Here is an 11,560-nt window from a genome sequence, read left to right as displayed (position 1 = left end):
CGTATGACGACGCGAACGCACAGGTCGTCGAGTCGGCTCGTTCGTATGCTCGCGGTGGGCGCGGCCCTGGCGCTGGGCCTGTCCGCGTGCGGTGGCGGCGGTGACACCGGCGCCCCGAAGGACACGTCGGCCGGTGCCGCGCCGGGATACCCCATCACCATCACGCACAAGCTCGGCACCACCACCATCAAGTCCGCGCCGAAGCGGATCGTGACACTGGGTGAGACCGACCAGGACGCGTTGCTGGCGCTGGGCATCCAGCCGATCGCGACGGTCAAGACGGGCATGGCCGACGGCATCTCGCCGTGGAGCAAGGCCAAGATCACCGGCGCGGCCCCGCAGCTGCTGACCGCGGGGGACAACGGTTTTGACGTCGAGCAGATCCTCAAGCTCGAACCGGACCTGATCCTGGCCGGTTACGACTACTACATCGACAAGTACTGGAAGAAGCTCAACGACATCGTGCCGACCACGGCCTTCCAGACCGGTCCGGTGGAGGACACCTGGCAGCAGGTGACCCGCCAGGTCGGCCAGGCCGTCGGCAAGTCGGCCGAGGCGGAGAAGCTGGTCGCTGAGGTCGAGGGCAAGATCGCGGGCGTGAAGAAGTCCAACCCGGAGCTGAGCGGGAAGACCTTCGCCTTCGGCGTCACCGGGCAGACGGGCACGATCATGGTGCTCAAGTCGCCAGCGGACTCCGCGAGCAAGCTCTTCGGCGAGTTCGGCCTGAGCATGCCGCCCGCCATCCAGCAGCTGCCAGGGGAGAGCTTCGCGGTCGAGCTGAGTGCGGAGAAGTACGACCTGCTGGACCAGAGCGTGCTGATCACCTACTACAACGACAACAAGCAGCACCAGCAGGACGTCGAGCAGAACGCGTTGTTCAAGAAGCTCAAGGTGGTCAGCAAGGGCGGCAACATCGTGGTCGACCTGCCCGAGTTCTACGCCATCCGCAACCCGTCCGCGCTGGGCGTGCCGTGGGCCATCGACAAGATGGTGCCGAAGCTGTCCGAGGCGGTGAAGAAGACGACCGCCTGATGCCAGACTGAGCTGGTGAGCCTTTCCAGCACAGCGATCAGGAACGGGGCCGCGCTGCTCGTCAGCGCGGCCCTTGTCGTTGCGGCAGGGTGTAGCAGCGCGCCAGAGGCGCCCCCACCTGCCGCGGCGGCCGGATACCCGGTGACGCTGACGCACAAGCTCGGCACCACCACGATCCCGGCGACGCCGAAGCGGATCGTGGTGCTGGGCGAGGTGGACCAGGACGCGTTGCTGGCACTGGGCATCACGCCGGTGGGCATGCCCAGGTCCAACGAGCACCCCAGCGGCATCACCCCGTGGGCGAAGGCGAAGCTCAACGGCGCCACACCGGAACTGCTGACCGCGGGCGACAACGGGTTCGACCCGGAACAGGTGCTCAAGCTGCAACCGGACCTGGTCCTGGCCAACACCGACTACTACCTGGAGAAGTACTACGCGCGGCTGAGCGCCTTCGTGCCGACCACCGCGTTCGAGCTCGGCGCCTACCAGGACGGCTGGCAGGCGGTGACCCGCCAAGTCGGCAAGGCGGTTGGCAAGTCCACTGAGGCGGACAAGCTGGTCGTCGGCACCGAGTCCGCGCTGGCCAAGACCCGGGCGGACAACCCGGCGCTGCAAGGGAAACGGGCCACCATGGCCCAGGCCGCCGGCGCGGGCAAGCTGTACGCGCTGCGCGAGCCGAAGGACCCGGCCGGGGTGCAGCTCGGCGCGTTCGGGCTGCGGATTCCGGAGTCCCTGCAAGCACTTCCCGGCAACTTCGCGGCCGAGCTGAGCGCCGAGCAGTACGACAAGCTGGACGTGGACCTGTTATTGATCAACTACGACGGCTCGGCGGACAACGAGCGCGAGGTGGAGTCCAACCCGCTGTTCCGCAACCTGCGCGTGGTCAAGGCAGGCGGCCGGATCTCCTTGGACGGCCTGGCCTTCCACGCCCTGCGCACGCCGACCCCGGGCAACATCCCCTGGCTGATCACCGAGGTGCTGCCCAAGCTGCGCACCGCCGCCGGCGGCTGATCCCGTTGCCGCACAAGTGAAGGGCGGTCACCCGCACCCCGGGTGACCGCCCTCGGTGGCGTTCGGCACCGGCCCCGAACCGGTGTCGTCCGCGAGTCCTCAGTGCGCGGCGGCGACCACGCGGCCGGAGCGCTGCTCGCTGCCCGGCACCGGCTCGGCCGGGTCGCTGCCCAGTGCGATGATCCGGTTGTCGGCGTCCACGTGCACCACGTGCGGCACGTGCGCCGCGCGCTCCTCCTCGGTGAACTCCGCGAAGGACATGATGATCACCATGTCCTGCGGGTGCACCAGGTGCGCGGCCGCGCCGTTGATGCCGATCACGCCGCTGCCCCGCTCGCCGGTGATGGCGTAGGTGGTGAGGCGGGCGCCGTTGGTGATGTCGACGATGTGCACGACCTCGCCCTCGACGATGTCGGCCGCTTCCATGAGGTTGGCGTCAATGGTCACCGAGCCGACGTAGTGCAGGTCGGCCTGCGTCACGGTGGCCCGGTGGATCTTGCCGTTCATCAACGTACGCCGCACTTTGGCGCTCTCCTCTTCGCGAACGTCAGTGGCTGGGTCAGTCGGCCGCGCGCATGGCCTCGGCCAGGCTCCTCGGGCGCATGTCGGTCCAGGTCCGCTCGATGAACTCCAGGCAGTTGGCCCTGGTGTCCTTGCCGAAGGCGATCGTCCAGCCGGCGGGCACGTCCACGAAGACCGGCCACAGCGAGTACTGGCCCTCCTCGTTGACGAGGGCGTAGAACGTGCCGTTCTCGTCGTCCAGCGGGTTCATCCACAACTCCTTGCGCGACTGTCCGAACAGCTGAAGCCTAGGTTAGGTAAAGCTAACCTTGCAACCTTCTGTGACGCGTTCGGACTCCTCCGCGCTCGGTCCGCTCAGCGTGGCTTTGCGCAGCTCAGGCAAGGCGATCGCGATGCCGACCACGCCCACCACGCAGGCTGCGCCACCGGTCACCAGCGCCATGCCGGAGCCGAGCACGCGGGACAGCCCGCCCATCACCGCGTTGCCCGCCGCCGTGCCGGTGGTGGCCTGGGCCAGCCACATGCTGCCCACCCGGCCCAGCAGCCGCTCCGGCGTGTAGTGCTGCAACAGGGTGCGGCGCAGGATCTCCGAGATGGTGTCCGCCGCGCCCGCCAGTGCGAGGAACAGCAGCGCCAGCCACAGCGCGGGGCTCAGCCCGAAGCCGATCACCGCGAGGCCCCACAACAGGACCGAGCCGATCAGCACCTTGCCGGAGGCCCGCACGGTCGCGGTCCAGCCACTGGTCAGCGCGGCCAGGAAGGCGCCGACCGCGGGGGCGGCGTAGAGCAGGCCGGTGGCGAACTCGCCGCCGAAGACCGCCAGGCCCATCTCCGGGAACAGCACGTACGGCATGGCGAAGACCATCGCGAACACGTCGATCAGCAGCAGGCCGGTGACCACCCGGCTCTGCCGCAGGAAGGCGAAGCCCTCGGCGATGGAGCGGACGGGGTGGGCGTGCTCGGCCGAGCCGTCCGGGCCGAGCTTGGGCAGGAAGGCCAGCAGCAGCGCGCCGAGCAGGAAGGTGGCCGCGTCGATGGCGAAGCACACCGCCAGACCCCAGGCCTCGGCGATGAACCCGGCCAGCAGCGGGCCGACCATGGCGCCGATCTGGGTGGTGATCGCGGTCAGCGCGCCGGCCGCGGCCAGGTTGTCCGTGCCGACCAGGGCGGGGGTGGCCGCGATCAGCGCGGGCGCGCCGAGGCCGTTGACGAGTCCGGCCAGCACCGCGGTCACGTAGATGACGGTCAGGCTCGGTTCGGGCAGCGCGGAGTTCCAGGCCAGCACGCCGAGCACCGCGACCATGCCGAGCCGGGTGGTCACGATGATCATCCGTTTGCCCGCCCGGTCGGCCAGCACGCCGCCGGCCAGCAGCCCGAACAGCAGGGCCACCCCGAGCGCCAGGCTGACCAGGCCGACCTGCAGCGAGGAGCGGGTCAGCGCGAAGACCTGGAGGTTGGCCGCGACCACGGTGAGGTTGGTGCCCACCATGGCGATCACCTGCACGGCGAACACCAGCCGGAACGGTGGGCTGCTGCGCAGCGGGGCGGTGTCGATGACGAGCTGTCCGAGTCGCACCCTCGGAACTTACCTTAGGCTTGCCTAAGCCAGGAACCGCTGCGAACGGTTGCGTTCCCCTCGGCCCACCCCGCTCGTTAGTCGAAGTGACGGATGACGCCGACCAGGCGTTTTTCAGCGGGGAGGAACAAATGAGAGCGCTTTCCACAGGAATCAGGGCCGATCATGGGATGTAGTTCCTTCGGAGGATGACAACCACCCTGATCAGCAGCATTGTTGACCACCTCGGAAAATCCTCGAGCTCCTTCCGCCATTGGAGTCGGGCGTGAACCAGCTGCGCACGGGCGTCGACCCGTGGAAAGGCCTCTCCCGCGATCTCGCGCCGCTGATGCGGGCCGAGGTGCCGGATGTGGCGAACCAGATACTCGGCGAGATCCAACGCGGTATACCCGAGTACTCCCGGCCGCTGGACGAGGCGTTCGGGCAGATCATCAGCGACGGGATCGAGCACGCGCTGATGCAGTTCGTGGACCGGGTGGCCGACCCGGCCGCGGCGCACCCGAAGCGGGCGGAGATGTACCGGCGGCTGGGCCGCGGCGAGTTCCACGAGGGCCGCAGCCTGGACACCCTGCAGCAGGCCTACCGGCTGGGCGCGCGGATCGCCTGGCGCAGGCTGACCGACTTCGGTGAGCGGGTGCACCTGTCGGTGGACACCATGCGGCTGCTCGGCGAGGCGGTGTTCGCGCACATCGACGAGCTGGCCGCGCTGTCGGTGGAGGGCTACGTGTCCGCGCAGCAGCGGGCCACCGGCGCCCGCGAGCGCCGCCGCCGTCGCCTGCTGGAGGTGCTGCTGGCCGACCCGCCGAACCCGCGGCACCTGGTGATCGAGCTGGCCGCGGCCGCGGAGTGGGAACTGCCGGACCGGGTCTGCGCGGTGGCCCTGGAACCGCGCCCGGACCGCCCGCACCGGGCCGAGCCCCGGCTGGACCGGGCCATCCTGGTCGACTTCGAGGGCAGCGCCCCCTGCCTGCTCATCCCGGCCGGCGCGGACCAGGAGCGGCTGCTGGACCGGCCGCTGCAGGACTGGCTGGTCGCGGTCGGCCCCACCGTGGAGCTGCCCGACGCCGCCCAGTCACTGCGCTGGGCCAGGCACGCGCTGCAGCTGATGCGCGCGGGCACGCTGCCCGCCGCCGAGGTGCAGCACTGCGCGGACCACCTGGCCACGCTGTGGCTGCTGCACGAGCAGTTCCTGCTGGACGAGCTGACCCGCCGGGTGCTGGCCCCGCTGGCCGAGCTGACCCCGCGCCAGCGGGAGCGGCTCACCGAGACCCTGCTGGCCTGGCTGGAGACCCGCAGCGGCGCGCCGGAGGTGGCCGCCAGGCTGGGCATCCACCCGCAGACCGTGCGCTACCGGATGCATCAGCTGGAGAACCTCTTCGGCGAGGCGCTGACCGACCCGGCGGCCCGCTTCGAGCTGGAGCTCGTGCTGCGGGCCGCCCGGCTCCGTCAGTCGAACCCGCCGGTCAGGTAGCGCTCGCGGGTGGTGGCGCGGCAGATCGCGCCATCGGGGGTGCGCGGCAGGCGGCCGGCGTCCACCAGCACCATCCGGTCAAGCACCAGGCTGTGCCGGGCGGTCACCGCGCGGCGCACCTGGCCGACCACCTGCTGGGTCGAGCACTCCCTGATCCGCTCGGCGACCAGCACGGTGAGCACCCGGTCGAACTCGCGCACGGTGAACACGGCCAGCTGGTGCGCGCGCAGCGCCGAGTGCGCGCCGGCCGCGGTGGCCTCCACGTCCTGCGGGTAGTGCTGGCGGTCGCGCACGGTCAGCAGGTCGGCGACCCGGCCGAGCACGTACAGCTCGCCGTCGTCGACCACGCCGAGGTCCCCGGTGCGCAGCCAGCCGTGCGCGGGCCCGGCGGCGTCCTCCAGCCGGTTGCCGAAGGGCCGCTCCCCCGGCTTCCGGCGGCCCCAGAAACCAGGCCCGAGCGAGCCGGAGACCCACACCTCGCCGACCGAGCCATCCGGCAGCGTCCGCCCGTTGTCCGCAGCCACTATCCGCACCCGGTGCCGCGTCGGAGTTCCGCTGGAGAGCAGGGTCAGCGCATCGGGTGACTCCTGCGCGCAGGGCGTGGCCCGGCCCCGGCGCAGCAGGGCCCGGTCGAACGCGGTGCGCCGGGGCGCGGCGGAGGTCACCGACACCAGGGCGGCCGCGCCGACCGGTCCGTATCCGCAGCGCACCGCCTCGGGCCGCAGCCCGCATTCGGCGAAGGCGGCCAGGAACTTGGTCAGCGTCTCCGCCTGCGCGCCCGCCCCGTCGACGAACAGCGCGCGCACGTGGTCCAGCCGCAGCAGCGCCTTCTCCTGGGCGCCGATCCGGGTGGCGCAGTAGGCGTAGGCGAAGTCCGGCGCGGCGCTGACCGCACCGGGGTTGGCGGTGAGCGCGCGCAGCCAGCGCTCGGGCTTGAGCAGGAACGCGGCCGGGTCCATCAGCACCGCGCGGGCGCGCACCGCGACCGGGGCGATCACCCCGAGCAGCAGGCCCTCGGCGTGGTGCAGCGGCAGCCAGCTGACCGAGGGCGACTGGCCGGGCAGCGCGCCGATGGACTCGACCAGGGTGAGCGCGTTGTCCACCGCGTTGCGGAAGGTCACCTGCACCGCGCAGGGCGAGCCGGTCCAGGTGGGCGGGTATTGCAGGTAGGCCACGTCGTCACCGGTGTGCCAGGCCGGTTCGACCTCCGCGCCGATGGCATCGGGCAGCGCGTCCACCGCGACCACCTCGGGTTTGCGCAGGCCATGGCCCTCCAGGAAGGCGTCCACCACGGCCAGCTGGGCGCGGGTGGTCAGCACCAGGCGCGGGCCGCAGTCGGCGAACATCGCGGCCAGCCTGGTCACCGAACCCGGATGCCCGGGCGGGAACAGCGGCACGGCGATGATCCCGGCGCGCAGCGCGGCCAGGAACGCGATCACGTAGTCCGGCCCGTGCGGGGCCAGGATCGCGGCCCGCTGGCCACGGCAGGCGCGGCGCTGGATCCAGGCGGCGACCGCGCTGACCCTGCGGTCCAGCTCGGCCCAGGTGAGCACGCTGGCCTCGCCGACGGGCCGCGGCCCGTGGTGGTCGAGGAAACTCAGCGCCGGCTGGTCCCCGAACCCGGCCGCCCAGCGGTTGAGGTTGTCCGGCAGGGACAATCCGCCCTGGTCCAGCTTATGGAAGAGCTGTTGCGGAATTAGTGAGGCAGCACGAAAAGACCCGATCACAATGTTTTCTCCTCCGACTTCCCCGGAGCTGGACGCTATTTATCAACGAGGAAGACTGTCAATACCCAGGAGGTGAACTCCGATGATATTAAGCCGAGCCCAAACGCGGCTCAGTCCCGCCCGCTGAGAAATTTGTGACCCAGGTGACAAGTCGGCTTACACAATCGGGTGACAACGATTGGAAGCCGCGACTTTCCGGGGCGCGCGCCGTTGATCACGACATGGTGGAGTGCCGAACCGAGTCCGAGGCCGCAGTGGCCCTCACCGAGGTGGCCGGGCAGCTGTCCCAGGCGACCGAGGAGACCTGTCCGCACCGCAGGGCGGAGCTGTTGATCGGCATCGCCGAGGCCGTGCAGCGGATCAGCGATGACCTGGAGTGGCTGGTGGCCGCCCAGTACGAGCCGGTGCCACCGCCACGAGCGGAGCACAGCGCCGAGGTGGTGGTCCGGCAGGCGCGGCTGGAGTTGTTGCTACCCAACGACGAGCTGGCCAGCGTGACGGTCAGCCCAGGACTGCGCGGCCCGGAGTGGAACGCGCAGCCCTGGCTGCCGCTGCTGCCGATGAACGGCTCCATCCGGCTGGCCATCGAGGCCGCCTTACGCCGGATGGGCCACGCGGTGACCGAGGCGATGGTGCCCTCCCCGATCACCGAGCACCGCGAGGGTTAGACGGCCAGCACGATCTTCCCGCTGGTGCGGCCCGCCTCGCCGTAGGCGTGCGCCGCACCGGCCTCGGCCAGCGGGAACACCTTGTCCACGTGCACGGTCAACTGCCCGGCGTCCGCCAGCGCGGCCAGCTCCCCCAGCCCGAGGTGGTCCGGCTCGACCATCACGTTGTCCGCCCGGACCCCGCGCCGTCCAGCCTCGGCGGCCACCTGCTCATCCACGCCCCACAACACCGACACCAGGTACCCACCGGCGCCGAGCAGCTCCAGCGACCGAAGACTGGTCTCCGGCCCGAGCGCGTCCACCACCACATCCACCTTGGACACCGCCTCCTCGAACGGCCCGGCCGTGTAGTCCACCGGCTCGTCCACCCCGAGCGACCGCAGGAACTCGTGCTTGCCCGCACTCGCGGTGCCCAGCACATAGGCCCCCCGCGCCTTGGCGATCTGCACTGCCAGATGCCCAACCCCGCCGGCCGCCGCGTGCACCAGCACCCGCTGCCCCGGCTGCACATCCGCCGTGTCCACCAACGCCTGCCACGCGGTCAGCCCCGCCAGCGGCAACCCGGCGGCCTGGAAGAAGTCCAGCCCAGCGGGCTTGCGCACCAGGTGCCGAGCAGGTGCGGTGACGTAGTCGGCGTAGGCGGTCGCCGTGTGCGGGAAGTACGGCATCCCCAGCACCTCATCCCCCACCCGGAACCGGGTCACCCCAGGCGCCACGGCTTCCACCACACCCGCGACATCCCAGCCAACCGCCGTCGCCCGCGCCCCGCGCAGGTCCCCGCTGGCCCGCACCTTCCAGTCCACCGGGTTGACCCCGGCTGCCCGCACCCGCACCAGCACCTCGGTAGCCGCGGGCTCCGGCCGCTCGACCTCGGTCAGTTCGAGCACCTCAGGCCCGCCCGGCTCCCGTACCAGCACCGCACGCATCGTTTTCTCCCCATCACTCCATGTGGTACCAAGTCTCTTATGGGAAGTATGCAGGTTGACCCGGACTGGGTCCCCGAGGAGGGGGTGCGGGACGTCTACTCCCGCGAATGCCCCTGCCGCGACCTACTGGACATGCTCGCCGACAAGTGGACCGCCCTGACCATCGGCGCCCTGGAAGACGGCCCCCGCCGCTTCGGCCAGCTGAGACAGAAACTGGAGGGCGTCAGCCAGAAGATGCTCACCCAAACCCTCCGCACCCTGGAACGCGACGGCCTGGTAACCCGCACCGTCTACCCCACCGTCCCGCTACGAGTCGACTACGAGCTGACCGAACTGGGCCGCTCGGCCGCAGCGCCACTGGCAGCCGTCCGAGCCTGGTCCACCGCCAACCTCCCGCAGGTGGTCACCGCCCGCCAAGCCTTCGACGAACGAGCCGCAGAACCCACACGGCCCGTCGTCTAGCCATGCCACGTACCAGACTGTCCACAATGGACAAAGGTCAGCGACCGACCGGCCGGCAGATCGACCCCGCCAACGGCCAACACGGCGCGTGCAACCAGGTGAGCTGCTCACACCGTCTGGTTGGTATGCGGAGGTTGCTACTGGCACTGGCCGGGCTTGCCGTGCTCACCGGCTGTGGCGGTCCGGGCAGCTTCGCCTGTCCGGCTATGGCCGCCCGGGCGGGTATCGGTCTGGAGATCGAGGCGCCGCTGGCCGCCAAGGTCGCCAAGGCCACGCTGGACGGCAAGGACGTGGTGCTGGACGAGTCCACCGCGGCCGTGCCGTCCACCTGCCCGAGCGGGCAACCGGAGCAAGCTTGTTCGGCCCAGCTGGTCCGCACCGGGGCGAAGAACGGCTTCCTCGACCAGGCGGGGCTGAAGCTGGAGCCGATGCGGCTCAGCGTCCGGCTCACCGACGCCGCGGGCGTCGTGCTGGTGGAGCAGGACGTCCAGCTCACGCCGAAGGAGATCTTCCCGGCCGGTGCGCACTGCGGCGGCGGCCAACCGCAGGCCGGGGTGATCGTCGCGGCCGACGGCGCCGTGCGCCAGCGCCCTTGAGGCACCGCCGGGCAGACCGACCAGGGCTCGAGAAACGTCGGCCCTGCCACCCGACTCAGGACACTAGCAACACCCGGCCACCGCAGCCCCCAAGGGCTCCAACGCGGCCTTCTCCACCTCAGCCAACATCCGCACTCGATCCGCAGCAGTGATCACCCGCCCCCGGGCAACCACCACACAGATCCGCTGCGTGTTCCTGATATCCGCCAACGGATCCCCCTCCACCACAACGACATCCGCCCGCTGCCCAACCCCCAGCGTCCCAGCCCCCGCCGGCATCCCCAGGAACCGAGCCACATCCCGGCTGCCAGCCCGCAACGCCTCCATAGGAGTCAACCCCGCCCGCACCAGCAGCTCCAACTCCTCATGCACCGAAAACCCAGGAAACACATAGGGATTCCCCGAGTCCGTCCCCAGCAACGTCCCCACCCCGTACCGATGCTGAGCCGCCACCATCCGCATCCGCGCCGCGAAGTACTCCCGCTGCTGCCGAACCTCCTCCGCGGTCACCGGCACCCACCGCTTCAACGAGTTCGCCCAGTACTCCTTGTACATCGGCGGCAGGTACTTCATCCGCGGATCCCCCGCGAACTCCTCCGCGGGCGAGGAGTACACCAGCATCGCCCGCAACGTAGGCGACTGCCAAGATCCGTTGCGCCGCAACAACTCTGCCAGCACCCGAGCCTTCACTGGCGAGTGTGACGCCACCGCCTCCCGCTCGATCTCCCGCACCGCCTTGAACCAGGCGAACGAGTCCGCCGGATCCAACGGCAGGGCCGCGATCCGCCGCCGAAACTCCGCCTCCCGCGTGCTCGTCGCCAGGCTCAACCCGAACATGTGCTCAAACGTCCGCTGCCCCAGTTCACTAGACTCCGCCATCGGCACATGGTCGGAAGCGTGCCCGGCAAACGGAATCCCCAGGACCCGGCACTCATCCGCGACAGCCCGCAGCAACTCCCGCCCCAGGAACGGATACACCTTCACGAAGTCAGCGCCCCCGTCAACCGCAGCCCGCACAGCCGCCCGCGCCTCCCCCGGAGTCCGCACGATCGACGCCCCCGGCAGCACTGAGTCCGGCCCATCGATGATCACACTCCCGATGACCAACCGAGGCCCAAAGACCTCCCCGGCCTCAATCCGCCGCCGAAGATCGTGGTGCTGCGGGAACCCCCACATCTCCCGCAGTCCCACCACTCCGTTCACCAGGCACAACGGCAACGTGATCTTCTCGAAGTAGGCCCCGTGCATGTGCATGTCCCACAACCCAGGAATCACGTACTTCCCCGCCAGGTCCAGCACCCGGGCCCCCGCCGGAACCGGCAGATCCCACCCGCCCACGGCAAGAATCCGATCCGCCCCCAACACCATCGTGGCGTTCCGCCGCACCGGAGCTCCCGAGGTGTCCACCACCGTCACGCCCCGCAACACGGTCACCGCAACGGAATCAGCGGCCGCGGCCCCAGTACCCAACCAGCTCCCGGCAACCGCGGCCGCCCCGACCCCACTCAGCCACCCGAGGAACTCCCGGCGGCTCGTGCCCAACTCGCTCATGCCCGCAACGCTGCACCA

At 70.3% G+C, this 11,560-nt stretch carries 12 protein-coding genes; 6 read left to right on the top strand and 6 right to left on the bottom strand.

Going from position 1 to position 11,560, the window contains the following annotated elements; all coding sequences use genetic code 11:
* The first annotated feature begins 45 nt into the window (after positions 1-45).
* Positions 46-1,032 carry an iron-siderophore ABC transporter substrate-binding protein gene (locus ACWDY5_RS36105; protein ID WP_449726612.1) on the top strand — a complete coding sequence of 329 codons (987 nt, stop codon included), beginning with the start codon at positions 46-48 and terminating at the stop codon, positions 1,030-1,032.
* 141 nt (positions 1,033-1,173) lie between these two features.
* Positions 1,174-2,043: an iron-siderophore ABC transporter substrate-binding protein gene (locus tag ACWDY5_RS36100; RefSeq protein ID WP_449726611.1), complete on the top strand. Its 870-nt coding sequence runs from the start codon at positions 1,174-1,176 to the stop codon at positions 2,041-2,043.
* A gap of 99 nt (positions 2,044-2,142) precedes the next feature.
* Here the strand turns inward: ACWDY5_RS36100 and panD are convergent, their stop codons facing one another.
* The 3 genes from panD to entS are packed head-to-tail and all read right to left on the bottom strand — an operon-like array spanning position 2,143 to position 4,141.
* Positions 2,143-2,565, bottom strand: coding sequence for an aspartate 1-decarboxylase (gene panD / locus ACWDY5_RS36095; protein WP_449726610.1), 423 nt, complete (start codon positions 2,563-2,565; stop codon positions 2,143-2,145).
* Between the two features lie 37 nt (positions 2,566-2,602).
* Positions 2,603-2,815 (bottom strand): MbtH family protein, encoded by a 213-nt coding sequence (locus tag ACWDY5_RS36090; protein WP_305884042.1) that lies wholly within the window; start codon positions 2,813-2,815, stop codon positions 2,603-2,605.
* 42 nt (positions 2,816-2,857) lie between these two features.
* Positions 2,858-4,141, bottom strand: a complete 1,284-nt coding sequence (entS, locus tag ACWDY5_RS36085; RefSeq protein WP_449726609.1) for an enterobactin transporter EntS — start codon at positions 4,139-4,141, stop codon at positions 2,858-2,860.
* A gap of 265 nt (positions 4,142-4,406) precedes the next feature.
* On the opposite strand from entS, the gene ACWDY5_RS36080 reads away from it, so the two are divergent.
* Positions 4,407-5,612 carry a PucR family transcriptional regulator gene (locus ACWDY5_RS36080; protein WP_449726608.1) on the top strand — a complete coding sequence of 402 codons (1,206 nt, stop codon included), beginning with the start codon at positions 4,407-4,409 and terminating at the stop codon, positions 5,610-5,612.
* Here ACWDY5_RS36080 and ACWDY5_RS36075 read toward each other — a convergent pair.
* The gene (locus ACWDY5_RS36075) at positions 5,588-7,270 is read right to left on the bottom strand and encodes a fatty acyl-AMP ligase (protein ID WP_449726607.1); all 1,683 of its coding nucleotides are present in this window, start codon (positions 7,268-7,270) and stop codon (positions 5,588-5,590) included. The two genes, ACWDY5_RS36080 and ACWDY5_RS36075, sit on opposite strands and share 25 nt — an antisense overlap.
* Before the next feature lie 290 nt (positions 7,271-7,560).
* Here ACWDY5_RS36075 and ACWDY5_RS36070 point away from each other — a divergent pair, with 290 nt between their 5' ends.
* The gene (locus ACWDY5_RS36070; RefSeq protein ID WP_283664428.1) at positions 7,561-8,007 is read left to right on the top strand and encodes a hypothetical protein; all 447 of its coding nucleotides are present in this window, start codon (positions 7,561-7,563) and stop codon (positions 8,005-8,007) included.
* Here the strand turns inward: ACWDY5_RS36070 and ACWDY5_RS36065 are convergent.
* Complete coding sequence (locus ACWDY5_RS36065; protein ID WP_449726606.1) at positions 8,004-8,933, bottom strand: NADP-dependent oxidoreductase; 930 nt, start codon at positions 8,931-8,933, stop codon at positions 8,004-8,006. The genes ACWDY5_RS36070 and ACWDY5_RS36065 overlap by 4 nt on opposite strands.
* A 39-nt stretch (positions 8,934-8,972) precedes the next feature.
* On the opposite strand from ACWDY5_RS36065, the gene ACWDY5_RS36060 reads away from it, so the two are divergent.
* Positions 8,973-9,395: a winged helix-turn-helix transcriptional regulator gene (locus tag ACWDY5_RS36060; RefSeq protein WP_449726605.1), complete on the top strand. Its 423-nt coding sequence runs from the start codon at positions 8,973-8,975 to the stop codon at positions 9,393-9,395.
* A gap of 125 nt (positions 9,396-9,520) precedes the next feature.
* Positions 9,521-9,991 carry a hypothetical protein gene (locus ACWDY5_RS36055; protein ID WP_449726604.1) on the top strand — a complete coding sequence of 157 codons (471 nt, stop codon included), beginning with the start codon at positions 9,521-9,523 and terminating at the stop codon, positions 9,989-9,991.
* A 63-nt stretch (positions 9,992-10,054) separates the two neighbouring features.
* Here the strand turns inward: ACWDY5_RS36055 and ACWDY5_RS36050 are convergent, their stop codons facing one another.
* Complete coding sequence (locus ACWDY5_RS36050; RefSeq protein WP_449726603.1) at positions 10,055-11,542, bottom strand: amidohydrolase family protein; 1,488 nt, start codon at positions 11,540-11,542, stop codon at positions 10,055-10,057.
* Positions 11,543-11,560 lie beyond the last annotated feature (18 nt).

It is taken from the genome of Crossiella sp. NPDC003009 (assembly GCF_053591555.1).
The sequence above is the reverse complement of the archived record's forward strand: the minus strand, read 5'-3'. Positions and strand labels throughout refer to the sequence as shown.

What these genes read in the sequence shown, in the direction of transcription:
- ACWDY5_RS36105 (WP_449726612.1), top strand. Translation starts at nt 46, where the DNA reads ATGCTCGCGGTGGGCGCGGCCCTGGCGCTGGGCCTGTCCGCGTGCGGT.
- ACWDY5_RS36055 (WP_449726604.1), top strand. Translation starts at nt 9,521, where the DNA reads ATGCGGAGGTTGCTACTGGCACTGGCCGGGCTTGCCGTGCTCACCGGC.
- ACWDY5_RS36060 (WP_449726605.1), top strand. Translation starts at nt 8,973, where the DNA reads ATGGGAAGTATGCAGGTTGACCCGGACTGGGTCCCCGAGGAGGGGGTG.
- ACWDY5_RS36090 (WP_305884042.1), bottom strand. Translation starts at nt 2,815, where the DNA reads ATGAACCCGCTGGACGACGAGAACGGCACGTTCTACGCCCTCGTCAAC.
- ACWDY5_RS36065 (WP_449726606.1), bottom strand. Translation starts at nt 8,933, where the DNA reads ATGCGTGCGGTGCTGGTACGGGAGCCGGGCGGGCCTGAGGTGCTCGAA.
- ACWDY5_RS36050 (WP_449726603.1), bottom strand. Translation starts at nt 11,542, where the DNA reads ATGAGCGAGTTGGGCACGAGCCGCCGGGAGTTCCTCGGGTGGCTGAGT.
- ACWDY5_RS36070 (WP_283664428.1), top strand. Translation starts at nt 7,561, where the DNA reads ATGGTGGAGTGCCGAACCGAGTCCGAGGCCGCAGTGGCCCTCACCGAG.